Raw genomic sequence first — 22307 nt, forward strand, 5'->3', positions numbered from 1 at the left:
GCCCTGTGCGGTCCTCGGGGATCAGCTCGTCTGCCCGGTCAGGACCCGGAGCAGGGCGGTGCCGTCGGGTGTGCCGAGGCCGGTGCACGGGTCCCAGCCGGGACCGGCCTGGTACGCGCCGTTGTTACCGCTGGTCACGTCGCGGAAGCCGGGTTGCGGCCTGCCCGCGCGCACCCCCTGGTAGAGCTGGGTGTGCACCAGTCCCAGCTTGCGGCCCATGGCCTGGGCGAGACGGCAGATCAGGGCGGCCCACAGCGGGGCGACCGCGCTGGTGCCGCCGACCACCGCCTTCTTCCCGTCGACCAGGATCTGGTAGCCGGTGGCGGGATCGGCGTTCCCGGACACGTCGGGCACACCCCGGCCCATGCCGCCGCCGGCGCGTGCGGGCACCCCCGCCGAGGTCTGGAAGCCGGGCGCGGGGAAGACGTCGCTCACCCCGCCGCCGGTCGCGCCGCCGCTCGGGTTGTTCCACACCGTTTCGGACTCGATAGTCGTGGGCGGGGTGGCTCGCAGGTTCGTGCCTCCGCAGGCGAGCACGTGCGGGCTGGAAGCGGGGAAGTCGGCATGCTGACCGCCGTCGGACTGCCCGTCGGTGCTGCCGTTGTCGCCGCTGGCGGCGCAGATCGTCACGCCGAGCGCGGCGGCGTCGGCGAAGACCTGGTCCATCGCGGCGCGGGCCTGGGCGGTCCACTGGTCTTCGGACTGCCCCCAGCTGATGCTGACCGCGGTGGGCGTCGGCGTCGCGTGCACCGCGGTCGCGACCGCGTCGAGGAAGCCCTGGTCGGTGTTCGGCGCGAAGTAGACGAGCTGATCAGCCTTCGGGGCAAGGGCTCCGGCGACCTCGATGTCGAGCATCACCTCGCCATCGGCGGAATTGGGGTCGCCGGTGGGGGCGTTCTTGCCGCCGTCGACCTCGACCGCCTTGACCTGGGGCGCCGGGATCTTGAGCCCGGCGAAATACGCGGTGAGGTCGGCCGGTTTGAAACCGCCGCCGAGTTCGATGATCGCCAGGGTCTGTCCGGTGCCGTCCGTGCCGGACGGGAAGGCGTACAGCGTGCCCAGCTGGTCCGGGGTGAACGACCGCGCGGCGGCGGGTTTGCCGCCGTGCAGCCGGAACTGGGCGCGGGCCTGCGGACGTTCGTCCAGGCCCAGCACGGCGACCACGATGCCGTCCAGCTCGGCGGGGATCCGCAGTTCGCCGCTGCGCGCGCGGTGCGCGATCGTCCCGCCCAGCGGGTCGGCGCTGCGGACCATGGTGAGTTCGGTGCCGAAGACGGCCGTCATCGCCTCGGCCGGGCCGCTGACCCGCACCCGGCGCGACCCCCGGTGGACGTCCGTGATCGTCAGGCCCGCCGCGGTGAGCACCTCGCGCACCGTCCGCAGATCCTCGTCGCTCGCGCCGTAGCGGACGGCGAGTTCGTGCGGAGTGATCGTTTCCGGCCCGGACACCATTGCTTCGCCCAGCTCGTCGCGACGCCGCAGCACCACCGTCGCCGAGACCGTCTCGGTCGGCTCGACGGGGCCGACGACCTCGGCGCCGGTCAGCTCCGCGCGGATACTGCCAGGAACGGGAACACGCTCAGCTTCGGTCACCCCTGCATGGTGCATCTTTTCGTAGCCGCTTCGCTACCGTCCGACACAAAGAGACCAAAGTTCGCGCCGCACTGGCCCCCCTACGCGGCTGTGAGGGGTCCCCTCACGGTCGTTTCCGCTCGTGAGGGGACCCCTCACGGCTCACTTCATCGGCACGTAGCCGTTGAACAGCGCGGCGCCGCGAGCGTCCTCCACCAGGACCCAGCTCTCACCGGGCCGTCCCCCGATCGCCTTCGCACCGTCCGGCAGCCAGGCCGCGAAGGTCCCGTTCGTCACGGTGATGGGAAACGGCTTCCCCTGGCCGAAGTCGGCCTTCATCGACGCCGCCGAGGGCGGCACGATGCCGACAAAGGGCACCTTCCCGCCCAGCTCGGGCACGGAGAGCCTGCGCGCCGGGATGGACTGGCCGATGAAGGTGTCGCGGTAGAGGTGGTAGGTGGTCCCGTTCGCGCCGGGTTCGGTGGTGCACGCCACCGTGTGACCCGCGTTCCGGCCGAGCACCACCCGGTATGCGCCGTTCTCGAGCAGGGCCCCCGGCTGATAGCTGTCCGCGTCGGCGGGCGGCTGGGCCACCTGGGCCAGGCATGTCCCGAGCGCCTGTCCCGCAGGCGACTTCCGGTCGGCCGCACGGTCGGTGACGCTCACCAGCGGAGCCGGAATTGCGGCGAGGTCCACCCTGGCGGTGGCCGATATGCGGCCGTCGATCACCGGGGCCGCGAACAGGTGCGTCTTCGCGGGATCGGTGTGCGTGAAGGCGGTGAACTGGTGGGCCGGGCCCTGGGGTTTCGCCATCGCCACACCCAGACCGTCGGGCATGCTCAACGCGAGCGAGTCCCATGAGGCGTCGGCGACCCCGGCGACCAGGCCGGTGCCGGTGTAGAACAGCAGCCTGGTCTTGCCCCCGTCCGTGCGGACGTCCGGGTTCGACAGCGTCGCCGTGGTGGCCGTCGTTTCGCAGAACATCGCTTTCCCGGCGGCGGTGAACGCCTCCACGACGTCGTCGCCTTCCGCGGCCGTGAACGTCGTGACCCATTTCGACCGGTCGGGCACGGCCGCGGTCTTGCCCGCCTTCTCCACCGCCGCCCAGCAGCGGTCGAGCCCGGTGCTCGGGGCGCCGCCGCCGTCCGACGCGGCGGACACGTCGTGGGACGGCCGGGCGAGCTGGGTCGCCGCCACGGCACCCCCGGCGAGCAGCGCGACGGCCGCCGCGACCGCCACCACCCGGCCGCGTTTCGGCGCCTCGGCGAACCCGGCCGCCACCTCGGCACGCAGCCGGGCGCGGACGTCGGGCGGAAGCTCGCGGCGCGGTGGCAAGGAAAGTTCGTCGGTCATTTCTCCTCCAGCAGGGCTCGAAGCTGCGTCCGCGCGCGGGACAGGTGTGAGCGGACGGTGACTTCCGCGACTGAGAGCAACGCAGCCGCGTCGGCGACGCTGACGTCCCCGAGCAGGCACAGCTCCACCACCTGGCGCTGGGCACGGGGCAGCGTCCGCACCATTGCGATCACCTCGCGCAGCCGGGCTTCCCCGTCGAGTTGCTCGGCCACCCGGTCGGCGTGGTCGGCGGCCTGGGGCGGCGACGGGATCCGTCGCAGCAGCCGCAATCGGCGGCCCCGCCCCCGGTTCTCGGTCCGCGCCAGGTTGCCCGCCACCGTGTACAGCCAGGGCAGCGCGCTCTCGCACACCAGTGGCACCTCCCGGCGTTTCCGCCAGGCGATCAGGAAGGTGTTCGAGGTCAGGTCCTCGGCCGCGGTCCAGGAGCCGGTCAGCCGGTAGGCGTGGTTCCACACCGCTTGGGCGTGGCGTTCGAACAGTGCGGTGAACGACGCTTCGTCGCCGTCCGCTGCGCGCTGCCAGAGATCGCCGTCCGTCTGCTCGCCGGCAGCCCTCACTGGCGTCCCCGCTTCGGTCAGTCGCATGGTCACACCCACTAGTTGCCGGGTGCGGGCGGAATGTTGTGCGGCCAGTTTGACCGTGGCCGGTCGTGCCCTCAAGGTCGACTTGAAAGCGTTTATGACTGATGACTCTGAAGGCGACCTGTCTCAGGAGCCGGGCCCGGGAGGAGGAGCGATGCGGCGCGACGCTCCGGACGACGTCGGCTATCCGGCCCACTCGGCACCCGGTTGCGGGGCGCTGGGGGAGCTGGAGGCGAAGCTGGTGGACTGCCGGGCGTGTCCCCGGCTGGTGGCCTGGCGGGAACAGGTGGCCGCGGTCAAGCGGAGTTCCTTCCGGGACTGGGAGTACTGGGCCAGGCCGGTGCCCGGGTTCGGACCCGCCGACGCGCCGCTGGCCCTCATCGGCCTGGCCCCGGCGGCGCACGGCGGCAACCGCACGGGCCGGATCTTCACCGGGGATCCTTCCGGGGAAGTGCTGTACGCGGCGCTGTACGAGGTCGGTCTGGCCTCCCAGCCCACGGCCACGCACCGGGATGACGGGCTGGCGCTGTACGGGGTGCGCATCACGGTGCCGGTGCACTGTGCCCCGCCGGACAACCGGCCGAGCGTCGGGGAGCGGGACACCTGCCGTCCATGGCTGGCGCGGGAACTGGAACTGTTGCGCCCCGGCCTTCGGGTGGTGGTGGCGCTGGGGGGATTCGCCTGGCAGGCCCTGCTGCCCGTGCTGGCGGACGCGGGCTGGTCGCTGCCGCGGCCACGGCCGAAGTTCGGCCACGGCGCGCAGGTTCTGCTGACCGATGCGCGGAGCGGGCGCGATCTGCACCTGCTCGGTTGCTACCACCCCAGTCAGCGCAACGTCTCCACGCACACGCTCACCACCACGATGTTGCACACCGTGCTCCGGCACGCCGCCCAGCTCGCCGGCGTGACCGGTCCCGGCCCGCGCCGGACTCCGTAAGCTGGGTCCGTGCGGACACGACCGACCCTGACCTGGGACGCGACCGGTGAACCGTGGCCGCGGACCCAGCGGCTCGACGAGGTCGCCGAGGTCGTCGGACGCGGTGGGGTCGCGGTGCTCAGCGGCGCCGGGCTGTCCACCGAGTCGGGCATCCCGGACTACCGGGGCGCCACGGGTACCCTGCGCCGGCACACCCCGATGACCTACGACGAGTTCGTGACCAGCGAAGACGGCCGCCGCCGCTACTGGGCACGCAGCCACGCCGGCTGGCGCACGATCGCGCGGGCCGCCCCGAACGACGGGCATCGGGCGGTCGCCGCGCTGCGGGCGCGGGGATACCTGTCGAGCGTCATCACGCAGAACGTGGACGGGCTGCACCAGGCGGCGGGCACACCGGAGGTGGTCGAGTTGCACGGCAGCCTGGATCGCGTGCTCTGCCTGGGCTGCGGCCGGACGAGCCCGCGCGGGGAACTCGACGCACGGCTGCGCGCGGCGAACCCGGGCTTCGAGGCGACGGCGAAGCGGATCAACCCGGACGGTGACGCCGAGCTCGCCGCGGAGGTGGTGCGGACCTTCCGGCTGGTCGGCTGCGGCGCGTGCGGGTCCGGCGTGCTGAAACCGGATGTGGTGTTCTTCGGCGAGAACGTGCCGAAACCGCGCGTGGACCTGTGCTACCGGCTGATCGACGAGGCCCGAGCGCTGCTGGTCCTCGGTTCGTCGTTGACGGTCATGTCGGGCCTGCGTTTCGTGCGGCACGCGGCAAAGACGGGCAAACCGGTCCTGATCGTCAACCAGGGGATCACCCGCGGGGACGCCCTGGTTGACGGTGCGGGTGGACCGCCCGCTCGGCCCCGCGTTGACCGAACTGGCCGGGCTGTTCACGGCTTGACCGGAGCCATCCGATTTCAGGCGGCGGTGGTGAGGGGTTCGGGTTCGCTGCGGTAGATGCGACCAGCCGGGGTCCAGGTCAGGAAATCCAGATACACGAACAACTCCGCCCGCGGCGGCTCCACCGGCCGCGCGACACCAAGGCACAGATCGGAGAACGCGTCTGCCCGCAACCCATCCAGGGTGCGTTCCTCACCCCGGCTCCGTAGCCCCCGGGCAACACGAGCCACCCGCGCATAGATGGTGGCGGCGATCTCCGTGGGGAGATAGGCATACAGGGTGGCCATCCCGTCGTCCTCGTGGCACAACTGAACGCTGCGGGACCGCTTGCGCTCCTCGCACCGCCGCGCGTGCCCGTCGGGGTCGACGCGGGCGACGGTCCTGTTCACCAGGCGCCGTACTGAGGTCGCGTCCCGCGTGGTGATCTTCCCGGCAACCTGTGCGTCGACTTCCCGAGCTTGGTCGTCGGTGAGGATCGAGGTCTGGTCGGCCACCTTCGACGCCCGATACGGATCCAGCGCACCCCGCCGCATGGCCTCGAACGTCGCGGGCAACCGCTGCGCCAGATCCCTCGCGAGTGACACCTGGCCCTCTGCCTGACGCACACCATAATACAATTCGAGAGCGACCTCCTTCGCCACCGAATCCGCAGCCCCCAACGCCGCCACCGCAGCCAGCTTCATCGCCTGACAAGCATTGGAACAGTTCTCGGCCGCCGCGATCAGCGACAACACGTCATCCCGGTCGAGTGCGGCGATGCGGTCGCACAGTTCCGGATCGGGCCCGGAAAACCCCCAGTTTATATTCGAACTTGAATTCGAACGAATCGAGGTGGATGCTGGGTGTCGCGCCCTCCTGTCCGAGCCCGGTCCTGGCAAACTCCACAAATACGCCATAGGGGAGCAGGGGTGAAAACGGTTCACCTGCCGCGTGCCTTTTCCGGACGAAAGTGGCAGTCTGTGCGACATGATCAGATCGATCCTGCTCGGCTGCCTCTCGGCGCTTGTGCTCGTCGCCGCCGGAGGTTTCGCCGCGACCGCCTCGGCCGAGGAAACTCCGTCGATCGTGGGCGGCACCAATGTGTCTACAAAGGACTTCCCATGGCTGCTCGCGCTCTACAACGGCAAGGGGAAGTTCAGTTGTGCCGGTGAACTCGTCGCCCCGGACAAGGTACTCACCGCCGGTCACTGCACGGGGGTGAGCACCGCGGTCCAGGGCCGTGACGACGTCACCAAGGGCGGCGGCACCACCTACCGGGTGGTCAAGGCCGAGCGCAATCCGGGCTTCAGGAACCTCGGCGGGCCTGCCGAGATCATGTACGGCGACGTCGGGGTGCTCACCCTCGACCGGCCGGTGCGGGGGGTGAAGCCCATCGGCTACGTCTCGCCCCGCGACGGCGGCCTCTACCGCGGGCGAGCCACCATCCTCGGCTGGGGCACGAACTACGACGGCGGCAAGATCGGGCATCTGAAGAAGGCCACCGTTCCGCTCGTCTCGAACTCCCTGTGCACCCAGGCCTACGGGTCGCAGGGATTCAAGGCCTCGCAACTGGTCTGCGCCGGTAACTGGACCAAGGGTGGCGTGGACGCCTGCAGTCACGACAGCGGCGGCCCGCTGCTCATCGCCGGCCGCGTCGCGGGCACCGTCTCCGGTGGTGAGAGCTGCGCCCAGCCCCACGAGCCCGGGACCTACGCGCGCCTCACCACCTTCTCCCGCTGGATCACCGCACACCTGCGTTAGAACAGGCGGAACCGGCGCCGCGGGGCGGGGGTTCAGCGGTTGGCCAGTTCGGCGAGCTGGTAGGCCAGCTTCCGGCGGAGGGCGGGGATCCGGCTGAGCACCCGCATCGCGGTGTTGCGCAGCAGCCGGGCCGGGCGGCTGCGCAGGCTCGCCATGCGGGTCATCCGGTCGGTGAAGGCGACCACGCCCAGGGCGACCGGGCGCCGCGTGCTTTCGTAGGTGTCCAGCAGGCCTTCCGGCTCGCCGTCCAGCACCCGGGCCAGCAGCCGCCCGAGGGCCACCGCGTCCTGGATGCCGGTGTTCATGCCTTGCCCGCCCGCCGGGCTGTGCACGTGGGCGGCGTCCCCGGCGAGGAACACCCGGCCTGCCCGGTAGTGGTCGGCCACGCGGTGGTGCACCCGGAACCGCGAGCTCCACAGCACCTCGTGCACCAGCACCTTGCCCTGCCGCGGGCCCCTGGCGTCGAGCAGGGCCTGCACGTCGGCGAGGCTCGGCGATTGCGGCGCCTGTGCGACGGTGGCCACCATCCGGTACCGGTCACCGGTTTCGCACGGCAGCGGCGCGACCACGGTGACGCCTTCCGGCGACAGGTTCAGGCTGACCTCCTCGCGGGCGAGTGGCCAGTCCATCCGCACGTCGGCCAGCACGAAGGAACTGGCGTAGGTGTCGCCGGTGAACCCGATCCCGGCCTGCTCGCGGACCAGGCTGTGCATGCCGTCCGCGCCGATCACGTAGCGGGCCCGGAGGGTGTGCGCGGACTCGTCCGCGCCGGTCACCGTGACGGTCACCCCGTCGGTGTCATTGCTGATCCCGGTGACCTGCCAGGGGCGCGTCACGTCGCCGCCCGCCGAGCGCAGCCGGGCCAGCAGCGCGGCTTCGGTGACGTCCTGCGGCACCATCAGGGTGTGCGGGTAGGCGGTGGGCAGGCCGTCGAACCGCACCGTGGCCAGGGGCCCGGCATCCGAGGCGCCGTCGCGCACCGTGAAGACCGGCACCACGACGCCCTCTCCGTGCAGTTCCCCGGCCAGTCCGAGTTCGTCGAGCACCTCCAGCGTCCTGGCGTGCACCACGCAGGCCCGTGAGGTGTTGGCCCCCTCGGCCTGCCGGTCGAGCAGGACGAAGTCGACCCCGGCGTCGGCCAGGGTGATGGCGGCGGCGAGTCCGGCGGGGCCCGCGCCGACCACGACCACCGACGTGCTTTCCGGGAGGCTGTCGCGCTGCGTGTTCATCATCTTCTCCTCGTTCCACGGGAATCCGATAGGTCAACTGGTGTTGGCCAACGCTTGTTGACGTAACTGTAGCCAGTGGGGTGCAGCGAAGTCAACAGGCGTTGGCCTACAATCGTTGACATGACTGAGGAGACTCCGGCCCGCCGCTCGGACGCGACGCGCGCCGCCATCAAGGAAGCCGCCCGGCGCCGCTTCGCGGCCGAGGGATACCGCAAGGCGACCATCCGGGCGATCGCCGCCGACGCCGGCGTCGATCCCGCGATGGTGATGCGCTACTACGGCAGCAAGGAAGAACTGTTCTCCGCCGCCGTGGAGGTCGACCTCGGACTGCCGGACCTGAACGCCGTGGCGCCCGGCGCCCTCGGCGAAGTGCTGACCCGGCAGTTCCTCACGCTCTGGGAACGGCCGCCCACCAGCGAAATCCTGTTGACCCTGCTGCGTTCCGCGGTCACCGACGAGGCGCTGGTGGCGAAGATCCAGCAGGTGTTCGTCGAGCAGGTTTCCCCCGCCGTGCTCCGCTTCGGCGATCCAGCGGACGGCCCGCGGCGGGCCGGACTGGTGGTCAGTCAGTTCCTCGGCCTCGCCCTGTGCCGCTACGTGCTCCGGCTGCCGCCGGTGGTCGCGCTGAGCGAAGAACGGATCGTCGCCGACGTCGCCCCCGTCATCCAGCGGTACCTGACCGGGGAAGCCTGAGCGGGCACGGCTTTTCTCGCGGAGGGCGCAGGCTCACCCGGAGCAGGCCACGGCGATGCTCACCGCGGCCATGACGGCCGTCGTGATGATGAACATGATGCTGACCGTCATGCCGAACACTCCTGTGGCCCGGTGGCGGCCCGCAGCGTGTGCGCGCTGGTTGGCGAGCACGGCCAGGGCGAGTTGCAGTCCGGCGAGCACGAGCGGCAGAAGGCAGTACTTCCACACGTAGCCGTGGCGCGCGAGCTCCACCCCGTAGGGATAGCGCCATTCGGCCATCGCCAGCGACGCGGGCAGCGGCATCATGAGCAGGGCGCGGAACACCGCCAGCATGCCGACGAAACCCAACAGTAAGCCCGCGAGGGTGAGGGCGAAGTCGACAATCGTGCGTTCCTGCCGCACCTCTGTCATCGGACAGCCTCCTCAGACAAAGAATGGTCGTGCGCGCGCGGACGCTCTCAGGCCGGAGCACCGATGAGGTAGCCGGTGCCGCGCACGGTGTGGATGAGTTGTGGTTCGTGCAGCTTGCGCCGCAACTGGCGGATCACGACGTCCAGCACGTTCGTCTCCGGGGCCGCCATCTCGTCCCAGGCGCAGCGGAGCAGTTCCTGCCGGGAAACCGGCGTTCCGGCGGTGCTCATCAACCGTTCCAGGACCAGGAACTCCTTGCGGGTCAAGGTCAAAAGCACCCCGCCCCGGCGCACCTCGTGCCTGCCGCCGTCCAGTTCGACGTCCGCGCAGCGCAGCACGACCGGCCGTTCGGTGCCGCTCGTGCCGCTGCGGCGGCACAGGCTGCGCACCCTGGCCACCATTTCCGCCATCGCGAAGGGCTTCGCCAGGTAGTCGCCGCCGAGGCGCAGGCCGTCGAGCCGGTCGGTCAGGCTGTCCCGTGCGGTCAGGAACAGCACCGGCACCGTCCAGCCGCGCTCACGCCGCCATCGCACGTACGGCAGGGCGTCGCCGGCGGGCAGCATCCGGTCGAACACCGCGCAGTCGTAGGAGTTGACGCCGAGAGCCTCGTCCGCGGCGGGCAGATCGGACGCGACGTCCACGGCGAACCCCGCGCCGCGCAGGGCGGCATCGAGGGCCAGCCGCAGATTGTCGTCGTCTTCGGTCACCAGCACGCGCACTCGTCCACGCTAGCGTGGCACCTCGGCCGGCATGTCCTCGACGGGCGAACTTTCCGGCTCCCCGACGGGTTTTCAGCCCGCCATGTCCATCAGCCAGCCCCGGTCGGCCGCCTTGACCCCGGCCTGGAACCGGCTGCGCGCCCCGAGCCGGTTCATGATGTCGGCGACCATCCGCCGGACCGTGCGCACCGAAATGCCCAGCCGGGCCGCGGCCGATTCGTCCGTGCTGCCCGAACACAGCAGGGCCAGCAGGTCCCGCTCCCGGCGGGTCAGCACGCCGTCCCCGGCCTCGGCCGGTTCCGAGGGGAGCAGCGGCACCGCGCCCTGCCAGATCCGTTCGAACAGCCCCACCGTCGCGGTCACCACCCCGGGCAACCGGAAAACCGCCGCGCCCGCCTGGTATCCGGTGCTCTCGCGGTCCGCGGGCAGCAGCGCGGAGCCCCGGTCGATCACCAGTGCCTGCATGGGGACCTCGGCGTCGGTGCGCACGTCCACCCCGGCGAGCGACAGGGTGCGCAGCGCGCTGGACAGGCGTGCCGAGTCGGGGCACAGCACCCGGTAGCGCACCCCCGGGCGCAGGCCCGTCCGCGCGATGCGGCGCAGCGCGTCGATCGGCCCGGAACCCGGGCCGTCGCTCATGATGAGCACCTCGTGGCGTGCCGACGCCAGGAGCGTGTCGATCTCGGCGTGGGCCGGGGCCGGGCGGCCCCCCACGACCAGGCTGAGTTTGGTGGTGCTCATGATTTCCCTCCCGTGCAGGACTTTTCGTTGGGCCGCGGCCAGTTCCGGGCCCGGCCCAACGCCGAGCTCGTCGAGCAGCAGTTTCCGGATCCGTTCGAAGGCGGCCAGCGCTTCGTCCGTCCGGCCGGCCCGGTGCAGGGCGAGGACGAGCCGCGCCCAGCTGCTTTCGCACCAGGGTTCCCGCTCGGTCAGCTCGCGCAGCAGCCTCGTCGCCTCGGTGGTCCGGCCCAGTTCGAGACAGGCGTCGGCCAGCAGGTGGTTCAGTTCGCGGCGCAGCTCGTTCAGCCGGGTCGCCGCCGCCGTCGCGGCCTCGAAGGCGAGCCCTTCGAACGGCTCGCCCCGCCACAGGGCCAGCGCGACGGAAAGCCGTTCGGCCGCGGTCTCGTACTCGCCGGCGGCCATCGCCGAGCGGGCGGACTCGGCGAGCGTTTCGACCTGGTCGCTGTCCCGCTCGCCGGGACAGACCCGGAGCCGGTAACCGCACGGCCCGCCCTCCAGCCGCTCGCCGAGGCTCCGGCGGAGCTGCCAGACGTAGCTGCGCAGATTGCGCACGGCGGAGGCGGGGACGGCCTGTTCATGCCAGATTGCGCCGATCAGCTGATCCACGCTGACCCACGCGTTAGCGTTCAGGAGCAACACGGCCAGCAGCGCGCCGGGTTTGGTGGCCCTCGGCTCGACGCGCGTGTCGCGCGACGGGCGTACCTGGAGCGGACCGAGTACGGAAAACTGCATGCGCTTACTTTCCATCGGCACACATGAGGATTTGATGACAGCGAACACAGCGGCGCGGGCCCGGGTGCTGATCGTCGAAGACGACGAGAACGTGCAGGTCGCGGTGGCCGCGCAGCTGCGGGGGGCCGGGCTCGAGGTCCGGACCACGGGCGCCATCGCGAGCGCGGACCAGGCCTTGCGCACGGATCGCTACGATTGCGTGGTGTTCGACCGGATGCTGCCCGACGGCGACGCCATCGGCTACGTCCACACCCGCCGCCAGCAGGGCTGGCAGGTGCCCGTGCTGTTCCTGACCGCGCGTGACGCCCTCGCCGACAGGGTCGCCGGGTTCGAACACGGCGGCGACGATTACCTCGTCAAACCGTTCGCCATGGCCGAGCTGACCGAGCGGGTACTCAACCTGTGCCATCGGTCGGGGATCGAGCGGCCCTCGGTGCTGGGCCACGGCGATCTCGTCGTGGACTGCGCCCGCCGCGAGGTGCGGCGGGCCGGGGTGCTGCTCACGTTGTCGAACAAGGAGTTCGCCGTGCTGGAATACCTCCTCACCCGGCCGGAGCAGGCGGTGGGGCGGGCGGATCTGATCGAGCACTGCTGGGACGAGCTGACCGACCCGATGGCCAACGTGGTCGAGGCGGTGGTCAAACGGCTGCGCCGCAAGCTGGGAGGACCGGAGTTGATCCACACCGTGCGCGGCGTCGGCTACCGGCTCGGCGCCTCGTGAACGGCTCCTCCGCCGACCGGCTGCGCAGGCTGCGCTGGGTGCTGACGGCCCTGTTCACCGTGACCAACGCCATCGGGCTGGTGGTGTTCGCCTGGATCGTGGTCGCGGGCGACAGCGAGCAGGGCGTCGCGAAGGTCGACGCCGACCTGGACCGCGTCACCTCCTCGGTCTCCAGGCTCGTCGACTTCGACGGCGGGGCCATCGGTTTCAGCCTCGTCAACACCGATCCGCTGAACGGCGACTGCCCCCAGTTCGCGATCATGCCGGGTGGCGCCCCCGCCTTCCAGGCGCACCTGTCCAGCCGCGTCTGCGTGCCGATGGACACCGGGGTGCTCAACGGGCTCGCCGCGGAGGCGGTGCGGGGCGGCAGGATGGTCCCCGGCTACCAGCGGGGTGTCGACGGCGAGCTGGTCAGGGTGCGCGCGATACCGCTGGTCAGCCGGGGCGGCAAGAGCATCGGGGCGGTGGTCGCGGTCGCGGACATGGGACCCCAGCAGCAGCACCACGAGCAGTTCGTGCTCATGGTGATCGGCGGATGCGTGGTGCTGATCAGCGCGCTCGGCTTCGCGGGCCACGTGCTGTCCGGGCGTTCGATCCGGCCCGCCGCGGCGGCACTGCAGCAGCAGGAGATCCTGCTCGCCGAGACGGCACACGATCTGCGTGCCCCGGTGGCCGCGCTGCGCGCGCTGGCCGAGGCGGCCCTGGACAACCCCACCCAGCGGGCCGACCTGCTGCCCCGCACGGTCCGGCTGGCCGCCACGATGGGCAGCATCATCGACGACCTCCTCGTCCGGGCGCGCCTGGCCGCCGGAGTGGAGCAGCTGGCCATCCAGCCGGTCTGGCTGGACCAGCTGGTGACCGGCCTGGTCGAGGACGCCCAGACCGGGGGCGCCCAGGTCACCGTCACCGCGGCACCGACCAAAGTGGACGTCGACCCGACGCTGGTGCAGCGCGCCATCGGCAACCTGCTGGACAACGCGGTGCGGTACGGGCGGAAGCCGGGGGAGGAGGCGATCGTGCACATCACCGTGGCCGGTGGCACCGTGACGGTCGCCGACCACGGTCCGGGCATCGACGCCGAAGCCGCGACCGACGCCTTCGACCGCTTCAGCAGCACCGGCGGGTCGTCGGGACTGGGCCTGTCCATCGTGCGCTGGGTGGCGCAGGCCCACGGCGGCACGCTGTCGGTGTACAACGCCGACGAAGGCGGCGCGATCTTCGAGCTACGGCTGCCGGTCAGCGGATCGTGATGCTCTGCCACGGCGGCAGGCTGACCCAGTCCCCGCCGAGCCGGTAGGCCAGGTAGTAGGTGTACTCGCCGGGCGGCGAAAGGTGGCCGTTGAGCACGAGTTCCCTGGGCACGGTGGTCAACTCGATGTTCGCCAGTTCCGGGAAATCGTGGAAGGCGCCCGTCCGGTCGCGCACCTTGACCGTCAGCCCCCGCAGTGTCACCGCCCGGTCCGCGCTGACGGTGAGGTGTGCCGAGACGTCCGGCCCCGTCTGGGTCAGGCTGAGCTGCCCGGCGATGGTCACCCCGGACGTGCTCGCGGGCGGGACCGGCACCAGGTCCGGTTCCCCGAGCCGGACCAGCGCGAAGACCACCACCGCCAGTACCGCGGCGGCGCCGGCCAGGTAGGGCCACAACGATCGTTTGCCGAACACCCCCTCAGCCTAGGGATCGGCGTCGTCGGGTCGGCGCCGATCCCCGCGGCCTGCTTTCCGGTTTGTTCCGGTAAGCGCTTTCGGGGTGAGGCAGGATCTGCCCTCTGCGCGGTAATGGTCACCGGCGGGCCGTGATCGGAGAAGAATGGGCGCATGAGCATTGAGGGCGGCGGTGCCGTGACCGGGGTGAGGCTGCTCGCCGAGGGACCGGTCGCCAGGGTCCACGTGGGGCGGGTGGCCGGTGCCGAGGTCGCGGTCAAGGTGTTCCCCGCCGGTTTCGACCGCGCCACCGCGGCGGCGCTGGACCGCGAGCGCAAGGCGCTCGACACCGTGCGGGCCGAGCGCGCGATCCTGCCCATCGACGGGGTGGCCGATCTGGACGGACGCTCGGGCGTGTGGATGGAGCTGTGCCGGGGTTCGCTGGCCGGGCTGCTCGCGCAGGGCGGCCAGGGCGGCACGCCACTTTCCGTGCCCGACGTCCTCGCCGTCGGATGGACGATCGCCACCGCGCTCGCGTCGGCACAGGCGGTGGGCGTGGTGCACGGCGGCGTCACTCCGCACAACGTGCTGTACCGCCTGTCCGGCGAACCGGTTCTCGCCGACTTCGGGACGGCCCTGCGGCGGCGGTTCCCCCGGGACCCGAAGTTGGCCGTGGAGTACGCGGCCCCGGAGACGCTGCGTGACGACACCCTGTCCGCGGCGTCCGATCTGTACGGGCTGGGTGCCGTGCTGTACGCCGCGTTGACGGGCGCACCGCCGTTCCCCCACGTCGCCGGGCAGCGGACCGGCGACCGGATCCTGCGGGTGCTGCGCGAGCCGGTGGCCCCGATCACCGCGGCCGGGGTCCCGGCCGAACTGTCCGAAGTGCTCTGCCGCCTGCTGGCCAAGGATCCGGCGGACCGGCCACGGGACGCGGCGGGTGTCGCGGAGTCGTTCGAGCGGCTGTACCGGACGGCGGCGGGGCAGCCCGCGGTCGAGTTCGACGACTTCGCCGCCGCCGTACCGCCCGCTCCCGTGGTCTTCCCGGCACCGGTCCCGCCTGCTGGACCGCCTGTGCTGCCTGTGCCGCCTGCTGTGCCGTCCGCTGTTTCCGCGGTGCCCGTGCCGTCCGGCGTTGCGAGCGGGGGTGGGCGAACGCTGGTCCGCACCTTCGACGGCTCGGCGCCTTCGCAGCCCGAAAGGCGGTCGCGGATCGGGCGGCGGCTCGCCATCCTGGTGGGCCTCGGGGTGGCGGTCGTGGGGCTGACCGCGGTGCCGGTGATCATCGCGCTGAACGCGCCGTCCCGGCAGCCCGCTGCCCCGGCGGCGGTGAACTCCGCCCCGCCCGCGCAGCCGCCGTCCTCGGCCGACCCGGCGCCGAAGGTGAATCTCGTCCTGGCCCCGCCCGTCGATCTGGGCACCACGGTCCAGCTGAACTGGAGTGCCGACGGCGAACTGGACTTCGCGGTGGTCGTCGCGGGTGAACGGATCGGCACGACGGTCCAGGTGGTCAACCGCCAGCACACCGCGTCGGTCCCGGTCGACCCGGCCCGCAAGTACTGCTTCCAGATCCGCGCGACCGACGGCACGCACATCTACACCAGCGACCCGGCCCCCCTCCGCGGCGCCCACTGCACCCGCTGACCCCCGCCCCAAGCCCATAGCGGGGCCGCGGATGCCTTTGACCGGGAGGGACACCCTTCAAGGCCACCAACGGTTACGGCGAGGTGGGGCGGCCCGGCCGGGGGAGCAGGGTGCGCGGCTCCAGCGCGGCGCGCAGCCGGGCGGGCACCGGGCGGGTGGCCAGGCCCCGGCGCAGTTCGCGGACCTCGGTCCAGGCACCGGCGACGGCGCCGTCGGACACCGCGGCACCCGACCACAGCGCGATGTCCAGCACCCCGGCCAGCCGGGCCATCGGTTCCCTGGCCCGTTCGCCGAGCACCGAACCCGCCGACTCCGCCAGGTCTCGCGGGGTCATCCCGATCCGGTAGGGCACGTTGTGCGCGCACAGCCGGTCTCGCGCCTCCGCCCACGCGCCGAGGACGCCATCGGCACCGTGGCGGCGCCGTCGGCGGCGGGCGCGGACGGCCTTCGCCAGCGGCACCCCGCCCAGCCAGCAGACCAGCGCCGCGGGCACGGCCGCGGTCATCGCCCACCACGGGTGCGAGCCGCCGCCGTTCGACGCGTCGCCGGCCTCCTCCTGCTGACCCGGCGGCAGTTGCGGCGGGAGCAGTTGGTTCTCGGGCGGCAACTGGTGGCGTGCCTGGGTGGCCGCCTTGTCCAGACCGGACTGCGGCCTCTCGGCGCGCCCCGCCGTCGCCGTCGGATCGAGCGGGACCCAGCCGACCCCGGCGACCGCCACTTCGGGCCACGCCAGCACATCCCGGTTGCGCACCACGTGGAAACCGCCTTCGGTTTCGGTGGACCCCTGGTAGCCGACCACCAGCCGCGCCGGGATTCCCGCTATCCGGGCCAGGACCACGTACGCGGCGGCGAACTGCTCGCTGGTGCCGCGCTTGGTTTCGGTGAGGAAGCGCCGCAGTTGCGGCCAGCCGTTGCCGGTCGGCAGGGTGTCGCCGACGGCGACCCGGTAGTTCTCGCCGAGGAAGCGTTCGAGCTGAAGGGCGGTCTGGAAGGTCGGCCGCAGCCCGCGCACCGCGTCGTGCGCCAGCTGGCTGATCTCGTCGGGCACCGCGCCAAGCCCGCCCAGCCCGCCCGCCAGCCGCGTGTCCACCTCGGCGGCGCCGAGGCGTCCGGCCTCGGCTTCCGGCGCCGACCAGGTCAGCGTGTACCGCGTTTCCCCGCCCCCCGCCGTGCTGAGCAGGGTGCCCGCGGACTGGTCCACCAGCGGAGCCGCGCCGTCCACGCTCACCGGGTTCGGCTGGCTCGGCAGCCAGGGGCCGGAGGAGTCCCGCAACCGGACCTCGGCACTGTCCACAGTGGAGCCCGGTACCGCGGCGAGGCGGGTGCCCATGCGCTGCAACCGGGTGTCGGCCGACCAGGTGGCTCCGTCGAAGTCGTCCAGCACCACCAGCCGCCACCGGCCGACGTCCGCGTCGCTGCGGTAGCGGAACACCTCCTGGCCGGGATCGGCCAACCGCGACGCGATCTCGTCGAGCGGGTTGGTGAGCCCGCCGGGCGGCGGGGGTGCCGGGTGGCCGTCGGCGAGGCGGTACGGCTCGCGGCTCGCCGGATCGAGGCCGCCGAGGGCGACGGCTCCGGCGAGAACCCCGATCACGGTGGGCAGGGCCAGCACGACGCCCGCCCACGACGGCGGCCGGACCGCGCCGGGCCGGGTGGACCGGGTGGACCGGGTGGTGGGCCGGGCGGCGCGGCCCGCCCACAGCAGCAGCCCGGCCGGGGCCAGGTAGGCCAGCGCGGCCAGCATCGCGGTGAGCCCGGTGAGGGCCTGGTACGCCTGGGCGAGCCCGGCCACGGCCAGGCTCGGCAGCAGCGCCGGGAGCGGTTTCCGCAACCGGAGGAGGATTTCCAGGCCGAGCGCCACGGCCAGCAGCACCGCCAGCGGGACGAACAGCACCTGCTCGGCGTCCGGCCGGGCGGGCAGGGTCGACTGCAGGGTGAGCAGCCAGCCCCGCGTCAGCCCGCGGCCGAGGCTGCCCATCGTGGCCGCGGTGGGCAGTCCGCCGGTGGTGGTCGCGAACAGCACGGATTCGATCAGCCCGAGCAGACCGGTCACGAGCACGAGGATCGGCCGCCACGGCACCAACGCCGTGCGTCGTGCGCACAACTCGTAACAGCCGTAGCCGAGGAGTGCGACCACGAGCAGCGGGATCACCAGTGCGGCCAGGCCGAACACCGGTGTGAACAGCAGCCCGGACACCACCGTGGCGCCGAGCAGCCCGGCGACGCCGGCGCGGCCGGCCGCGACAGGACGGGACATGTGCTCGTTCACCGGACCCCCACGGCATTCCATTTCGCCACGGCCTCGGCCGCGTCCCCTGCGGTGATCACCCCGGCGCTCCCGGAGGGCGCCCGCGTGCCGCCGAGCCGGATCACCGTGTCCGGCCGCCATCGGCTCGCCGTGCCGAGTTCGGTGTCCCGGCCGGTGACCACGACCAGGCAGCCGCCCGGCCGCGCCCCGGTGATCAGCGAAGCGGGGACGAGCGGCGCGTCCTCCGCGGCGTTCCGGGACACCAGGCACAACTCGTCCAGCAGCACCCTGGCCACCCGCAGGCCGCTGTCGACCGGGGTGCTGGTGCCGCTGGAGGTGATCAGACGGCAGTACTGTCCCTCCGACGCCGCGGCGTACAGCAGCGAGGCCGCCACCTCGACGGCCTCCTCGAACTCCTCCGCGCTCAGCGCGGCGGGCCTGGTGTCCAGTACCACGGTGAAGCGCGGCTGGGCCGGATCGGCGTATTCGCGCACCATGAGCCGTCCGGTCCGCGCGGTGGCCTTCCAGTGCAGGTAGCGGACTTCGTCGCCGATCACGTACTCCCGGACCGCGAGTAGGTCCACCGAACCGCGCAGGGGCGGGTCGGTGATCGGCCCGTCGTGGTGGTGGCGGGGATGCCCCTCCCGCGCCGGATGAACCGGGTGGAGCCGGGGATACGACCACAGGTACGCGGTGCTGCCCACCCTCGCCTCGCCCCGGGCGAGGCCGAAGGGGTCGGACCGGTTCAGCACCAGCGGTCCCACCTGGAGCCTGCCGCGCGAGGCGGTCGGAAGCTCGTAGTGGTAGGTGGCCGCGGCACCGGGAGCGAGCGGGCGGACCGCGACCTCGTGCACTTCGGAGCCGACGCGGTCTCCGGCGGCGAAGCCGCCGTGCCGCCGCCCGGTCCCGTTGCGGACGACCAGGGTCGCCAGCGCGGGACGGCCCCGTTCGATCCGGTCCGGGTAGACGGACCGGGTGACCTCGACCTTCGGCCGGAACCGGGTGAGGGCCACCGCCGCGGCCACGGCCCCCACCGCGATCCCGGCGATCGCGCGGAACAGGGTGTATCCGGCCAGCTCGCCCAGGAGGTAACAGCAGGCGGCCCCGGCGAGAACGGCGAAGCCGCGGCGGGTCAGCCGCACCGCTACCGTCCGATCGCGACAGTAGGCGCGGCGGTGTCGGCCAGCAGTTCGTCCACCACTTCCCGGGTGTTCCGCTGGTTGAGCTCCGCCTCGGGGGTGAGCACGAGGCGGTGGCCGAGCACCGGGTGCGCCACGTCCTTCACGTCGTCCGGGGTCACGAAGTCGCGGCCGTGGGTCGCGGCGAGGGCCTGTGCCGCGCGGATCAGCGCGATGCTGCCGCGCGGGCTGGCGCCGTACCGGATGGCCGGATGGGTCCGGCTGGCCGCGGCCAGCCGGACCGCGTAGGAGACGATTTCCGGCGCCAGATGGGACCGGCGGACCTGGGCGATCACCTGCTGCACGTCGTCGATGCCGAGCACCGGCCGCACCTCGTCCGGGCTGATCCCGGCGCAGTCGCCCAGCACCACCAGCACCTCGGCGTCGTGTTGCGGATAGCCGATCGACAGGCGCATCAGGAACCGGTCCAGCTGGGCCTCGGGCAGGCGGTAGGTGCCCTCCATCTCGATCGGGTTCTGGGTGGCCACCACCAGGAACGGCCGCGGCACCTCCTGGCTGACCGAGTCGACGGTCACCCGGCGCTCCGCCATCACTTCGAGCAGGGCGGCCTGGGTCTTCGGCGTCCCCCGGTTGATTTCGTCGGCCAGCACCACGTTGGCGAAGATCCCGCCGGGGTGGAACTGGAACTGCTCGGCGTTCTGGTGGTAGACCATCACGCCGGTGATGTCGCCGGGCAGGAGGTCCGGGGTGAACTGGATCCGGTTCCAGCGGCCCCCGATGCTGGCCGCGATGCACCGTGCCAGCGTCGTCTTCCCGACTCCCGGCACATCCTCGATCAGCAGGTGGCCCTCGGCGAACAGGGCGGCCACGGCCAGCCGGACGGTGTCCGGATGGCCGCGCAGCACCGTCTGCACGTTGTCGGCGATGAGGTCATAAGCCGCTTTGGGCGTGGGAGTCACGACGTACCTTTCTTGCGTTTCGCCGCTTTTTGCGGCCCAGCAGGGCCGGGAAGAACCAGAACACGAAGCCCCCGGTGGTCACCTGCGGAGTGCCCGTCCAGCTGTCCGTGCCGCTGCCTGCCGAATTCTTGATCGTGACCTTGATCGTGATGGCACCGGCCCACAGGACGTTCGAGATGGTCAGCTGGGTGGGACCGGAACAGGGCGTCCAGGGGGACGTGACTCCCATGAAGCTCGCCTGGCAGGTCGCGGCGCCGCCCTTGCCGTCGGCGTTGACGTTCACGAGCAGGGCGTTCGTGCTGCGCACACTGGTGATCTTCACGGTGGGCGGTCCCGTCGCCACGGCGACCTTCGCCGAGCCGGGGCTTCCGGTGAGCACCGCCGAACCGGCCCCGCCGTAGCGGGTGACCGCGCGGACCGTGACGGTGACCGCTCCGGTCAGCCCCTGGTAGGACGTGGTCGTGCCGGTCACCGAGCGGTCGCCCTGGCCCGAGGCGCTCACCACGTAGTGGTCCAGGGTGGCCCCGTAGAGGTTCGGGGTGGTCCAGCTGACCGAAACCCCGCCGGAGCCCGCGGTCGCGGTGACCCTCGGCGCATCCGCCGCGTGTCCCGGCACCACCGCGCCGGCGCTGACCGCCGCCCCGCGGCCCGCCGAGTTCTCCGCGGCCACGGTGATCACGTAGGACTTGCCGTTGACCAGCCCGGTCACCGTGGTGCTCGTCCGCGACCCGTCGACGGTCGTCGAGCCGCCCGGCCAGGACAGCCGGTACCGCAGGATCTTCGCGCCGTTGGCGGCGGGCGCGGTCCAGCTCACCCTGGCCGAGCCGTCGCCCGCCACCGCGCTGACGTTCCTCGGCGCGCCGGGCGGGCTCGCGGCGGCGACGGGCTGGGTGGGCTTGGCGGGCGGCGCCGCCGGGGGTGCCGGGTCCGCCGGACCGGCCGGTTCCGTGGCGGCGGGCGGGTTCGCTTCGGTGGTTCCGGTGGTGTGGTTGCGCGTCTGCTCGTCGACGTTCACGTCGTCGGCCGAGCCGTCCTTGCCGTCGACGACCAGGACGTGCGAGCCGTCCGGGCTGTCCACGTAGATCCGGCCGTCCTGCCCGAGCGCGGGCCGGACCTTGCCGTCCTGGCCGGGCACGTTCTTCACGCCCTTCAGCGAGCCCCTGCCGTCGTAGCTGAGCACGTTGTGGTGGGCCTCGTCGACCAGCACGACCGTGTGCGAGGTGGCGAGCGGTGCGGTGAACTTCCCGTCCTTGGGCAGATCGACCGTGACGGGAGGGGCCACCGGTCCGCCCTTGAGCAGCCCGGCGGCGTCGATCAGCTGCAGCTGGCCGCGATCGGGGTCGACGACGGCAAGGCGCCCGTCGACGGAGTTGCCCGCGATCTGGGCCGTGGACGGCAGGTTGATGCCGAGGTCGGCCGGATCACCGAGCCCGTCCTTGCCGACCGGGTTCAGGAGACCGGCCCTGAGGTCGACGGCCACCGGACGGTCGTCGACGACGGTCAGCGCCCCGTCGTGGCCTTGCGGCAGCCGGGCCGGGCAGGCCAGCAGGGCGGCGCCGCGCGGCAGCTGGCAGAGCGAACCGTCGTCGATCCGGTGGAGCCAGACGGTGCCGTCGGAGGTCGCCACCGGTGCGGACAGCGGCCCTCCCGCCGGGACCGTCGCGGCCGGGTCGCCGAGGCGCACGACCTGGCCCGCGTTGCGGTAGACCAGGTACGGGCCGTCCGCGATCTCCAGCACCACTGGTTCCTCGGGGGCCGGGGCAGTGCGGCTGCTTTCCACCGTGAGCGTCGACTTGCTGAACTCGGTGATCCGCGACCGTTCGACCACGTATCCGGAGCGCGCTCCCTGGGCGACGGGGCTGCCCTGTTCGGCACCGGGCACGCTCGCCCGCCCGTCCACCTGTCCGGTCGAACCGTCGACGTGGACCGCCGCCTGGGACGCGGTGTTGTAGACCCAGTGGCCGACCTGGATGAACTGCAGGCCGGTGGGCAGCGGTGCCTGGCCGGTCACCGCGACGCCGAGCGTGCCAAGGCAGCCGACGACCAGAACGACGACCGCGGCGCGGCTCCGCAGCGCCGCGAAGATCCGGCGCCGCGCGGGGGATTTCGGGCTGGTGGTGTCCATGGTCACCCGGCGACCCTAGACACGGGTGATACAGCGGTGATACATCCCGGAACCGGGCCGTGCCCGATGGGCACGCCGGGGCGCCACAGCGTTGCGTACACGAACGGTGACGCTAGCGGCGGGCGATGAAATATCGATGAACGGGGCCGTGTCATCCCGCGGGAAAGCCCTTTCCCGGATCCGGGGAGGTCCGCGTGACCGATCCTGGCACGACCCTGGCGCGCGAGCGAGTCC

The 22307-nt window shown here is 72.2% G+C and carries 19 protein-coding genes and 1 pseudogene; 7 read left to right on the forward strand and 13 right to left on the reverse strand.

Features of this window, described 5'->3' with window-relative positions; genetic code table 11:
• Positions 1–21 precede the first annotated feature (21 nt).
• From ORV05_RS10100 to ORV05_RS10110, 3 genes are all read right to left on the reverse strand, one after another.
• Positions 22–1593, reverse strand: coding sequence for a S53 family peptidase (locus ORV05_RS10100; protein WP_268758187.1), 1572 nt, complete (start codon positions 1591–1593; stop codon positions 22–24).
• A 141-nt stretch (positions 1594–1734) separates the two neighbouring features.
• A complete protein-coding gene (locus ORV05_RS10105; RefSeq protein WP_268758188.1) occupies positions 1735–2925 on the reverse strand; it encodes a hypothetical protein in 1191 nt (396 codons plus the stop codon).
• The gene (locus ORV05_RS10110) at positions 2922–3509 is read right to left on the reverse strand and encodes an RNA polymerase sigma factor (protein ID WP_268758189.1); all 588 of its coding nucleotides are present in this window, start codon (positions 3507–3509) and stop codon (positions 2922–2924) included. Before ORV05_RS10110 ends, ORV05_RS10105 begins: the two co-directional genes overlap by 4 nt.
• A 151-nt stretch (positions 3510–3660) precedes the next feature.
• Between ORV05_RS10110 and ORV05_RS10115 the strand changes: the two genes are divergently transcribed.
• The gene (locus tag ORV05_RS10115; RefSeq protein ID WP_268758190.1) at positions 3661–4443 is read left to right on the forward strand and encodes a uracil-DNA glycosylase; all 783 of its coding nucleotides are present in this window, start codon (positions 3661–3663) and stop codon (positions 4441–4443) included.
• Between the two features lie 9 nt (positions 4444–4452).
• Positions 4453–5332, forward strand: a pseudogene (locus ORV05_RS10120) (NAD-dependent protein deacetylase).
• Between the two features lie 16 nt (positions 5333–5348).
• Here ORV05_RS10120 and ORV05_RS10125 read toward each other — a convergent pair.
• Positions 5349–6065 (reverse strand): DUF222 domain-containing protein, encoded by a 717-nt coding sequence (locus ORV05_RS10125; RefSeq protein ID WP_268758191.1) that lies wholly within the window; start codon positions 6063–6065, stop codon positions 5349–5351.
• Positions 6066–6297: 232 nt separating this feature from the next.
• Between ORV05_RS10125 and ORV05_RS10130 the strand changes: the two genes are divergently transcribed.
• A complete protein-coding gene (locus tag ORV05_RS10130) occupies positions 6298–7071 on the forward strand; it encodes a S1 family peptidase (protein ID WP_268758192.1) in 774 nt (257 codons plus the stop codon).
• A 32-nt stretch (positions 7072–7103) separates the two neighbouring features.
• On the opposite strand, the gene ORV05_RS10135 is transcribed toward ORV05_RS10130, so the two are convergent.
• Complete coding sequence (locus tag ORV05_RS10135; RefSeq protein WP_268758193.1) at positions 7104–8300, reverse strand: FAD-dependent monooxygenase; 1197 nt, start codon at positions 8298–8300, stop codon at positions 7104–7106.
• Between the two features lie 120 nt (positions 8301–8420).
• On the opposite strand from ORV05_RS10135, the gene ORV05_RS10140 reads away from it, so the two are divergent.
• Positions 8421–8993 carry a TetR/AcrR family transcriptional regulator gene (locus ORV05_RS10140; protein ID WP_268758194.1) on the forward strand — a complete coding sequence of 191 codons (573 nt, stop codon included), beginning with the start codon at positions 8421–8423 and terminating at the stop codon, positions 8991–8993.
• Positions 8994–9026: 33 nt separating this feature from the next.
• Here ORV05_RS10140 and ORV05_RS10145 read toward each other — a convergent pair whose 3' ends face one another.
• From ORV05_RS10145 to ORV05_RS10155, 3 genes are all read right to left on the reverse strand, one after another.
• Positions 9027–9404, reverse strand: a complete 378-nt coding sequence (locus ORV05_RS10145) for a hypothetical protein (protein ID WP_268758195.1) — start codon at positions 9402–9404, stop codon at positions 9027–9029.
• Between the two features lie 47 nt (positions 9405–9451).
• Positions 9452–10123 carry a response regulator transcription factor gene (locus tag ORV05_RS10150; RefSeq protein ID WP_268758196.1) on the reverse strand — a complete coding sequence of 224 codons (672 nt, stop codon included), beginning with the start codon at positions 10121–10123 and terminating at the stop codon, positions 9452–9454.
• 72 nt (positions 10124–10195) lie between these two features.
• On the reverse strand, positions 10196–11596 hold the full coding sequence (locus ORV05_RS10155; RefSeq protein ID WP_268758197.1) for a BTAD domain-containing putative transcriptional regulator: 1401 nt from the start codon (positions 11594–11596) through the stop codon (positions 10196–10198).
• Positions 11597–11630: 34 nt separating this feature from the next.
• Here ORV05_RS10155 and ORV05_RS10160 point away from each other — a divergent pair, with 34 nt between their 5' ends.
• Positions 11631–12317 (forward strand): response regulator transcription factor, encoded by a 687-nt coding sequence (locus tag ORV05_RS10160; RefSeq protein WP_268758198.1) that lies wholly within the window; start codon positions 11631–11633, stop codon positions 12315–12317.
• Positions 12314–13567 carry a sensor histidine kinase gene (locus ORV05_RS10165; protein WP_268758199.1) on the forward strand — a complete coding sequence of 418 codons (1254 nt, stop codon included), beginning with the start codon at positions 12314–12316 and terminating at the stop codon, positions 13565–13567. The genes ORV05_RS10160 and ORV05_RS10165 overlap by 4 nt, the downstream gene beginning before the upstream one ends.
• Here ORV05_RS10165 and ORV05_RS10170 read toward each other — a convergent pair.
• The gene (locus ORV05_RS10170) at positions 13554–13979 is read right to left on the reverse strand and encodes a hypothetical protein (protein WP_268758200.1); all 426 of its coding nucleotides are present in this window, start codon (positions 13977–13979) and stop codon (positions 13554–13556) included. The genes ORV05_RS10165 and ORV05_RS10170 overlap by 14 nt on opposite strands.
• Before the next feature lie 153 nt (positions 13980–14132).
• Here ORV05_RS10170 and ORV05_RS10175 point away from each other — a divergent pair, with 153 nt between their 5' ends.
• On the forward strand, positions 14133–15602 hold the full coding sequence (locus tag ORV05_RS10175; protein WP_268758201.1) for a serine/threonine protein kinase: 1470 nt from the start codon (positions 14133–14135) through the stop codon (positions 15600–15602).
• A 73-nt stretch (positions 15603–15675) separates the two neighbouring features.
• Here the strand turns inward: ORV05_RS10175 and ORV05_RS10180 are convergent, their stop codons facing one another.
• Genes ORV05_RS10180 through ORV05_RS10195 form a run of 4 tightly spaced genes read right to left on the reverse strand, consistent with a single transcriptional unit; the run spans position 15676 to position 22073 of the window.
• Positions 15676–17871 (reverse strand): transglutaminase family protein, encoded by a 2196-nt coding sequence (locus ORV05_RS10180; protein ID WP_268758202.1) that lies wholly within the window; start codon positions 17869–17871, stop codon positions 15676–15678.
• Positions 17868–18992: a DUF58 domain-containing protein gene (locus tag ORV05_RS10185; protein ID WP_268758203.1), complete on the reverse strand. Its 1125-nt coding sequence runs from the start codon at positions 18990–18992 to the stop codon at positions 17868–17870. Before ORV05_RS10185 ends, ORV05_RS10180 begins: the two co-directional genes overlap by 4 nt.
• 2 nt (positions 18993–18994) lie before the next feature.
• A complete protein-coding gene (locus tag ORV05_RS10190) occupies positions 18995–19948 on the reverse strand; it encodes an AAA family ATPase (RefSeq protein ID WP_268758204.1) in 954 nt (317 codons plus the stop codon).
• A complete protein-coding gene (locus ORV05_RS10195) occupies positions 19920–22073 on the reverse strand; it encodes a fibronectin type III domain-containing protein (protein ID WP_268759751.1) in 2154 nt (717 codons plus the stop codon). The genes ORV05_RS10190 and ORV05_RS10195 overlap by 29 nt, the downstream gene beginning before the upstream one ends.
• Between the last annotated feature and the right edge of the window lie 234 nt (positions 22074–22307).

The organism is Amycolatopsis cynarae (assembly GCF_026802195.1).
GTDB classification, from domain to species: Bacteria; Actinomycetota; Actinomycetes; order Mycobacteriales; family Pseudonocardiaceae; genus Amycolatopsis_E; species Amycolatopsis_E rhizosphaerae.

Coding starts and splice junctions, on each gene's coding strand:
- ORV05_RS10105 (WP_268758188.1), bottom strand. CDS start 2,925: ATGACCGACGAACTTTCCTTGCCACCGCGCCGCGAGCTTCCGCCCGAC.
- ORV05_RS10135 (WP_268758193.1), bottom strand. CDS start 8,300: ATGAACACGCAGCGCGACAGCCTCCCGGAAAGCACGTCGGTGGTCGTG.
- ORV05_RS10175 (WP_268758201.1), top strand. CDS start 14,133: ATGAGCATTGAGGGCGGCGGTGCCGTGACCGGGGTGAGGCTGCTCGCC.
- ORV05_RS10195 (WP_268759751.1), bottom strand. CDS start 22,073: ATGGACACCACCAGCCCGAAATCCCCCGCGCGGCGCCGGATCTTCGCG.
- ORV05_RS10110 (WP_268758189.1), bottom strand. CDS start 3,509: ATGCGACTGACCGAAGCGGGGACGCCAGTGAGGGCTGCCGGCGAGCAG.
- ORV05_RS10130 (WP_268758192.1), top strand. CDS start 6,298: ATGATCAGATCGATCCTGCTCGGCTGCCTCTCGGCGCTTGTGCTCGTC.
- ORV05_RS10155 (WP_268758197.1), bottom strand. CDS start 11,596: ATGCAGTTTTCCGTACTCGGTCCGCTCCAGGTACGCCCGTCGCGCGAC.
- ORV05_RS10115 (WP_268758190.1), top strand. CDS start 3,661: ATGCGGCGCGACGCTCCGGACGACGTCGGCTATCCGGCCCACTCGGCA.
- ORV05_RS10140 (WP_268758194.1), top strand. CDS start 8,421: ATGACTGAGGAGACTCCGGCCCGCCGCTCGGACGCGACGCGCGCCGCC.
- ORV05_RS10145 (WP_268758195.1), bottom strand. CDS start 9,404: ATGACAGAGGTGCGGCAGGAACGCACGATTGTCGACTTCGCCCTCACC.
- ORV05_RS10160 (WP_268758198.1), top strand. CDS start 11,631: ATGACAGCGAACACAGCGGCGCGGGCCCGGGTGCTGATCGTCGAAGAC.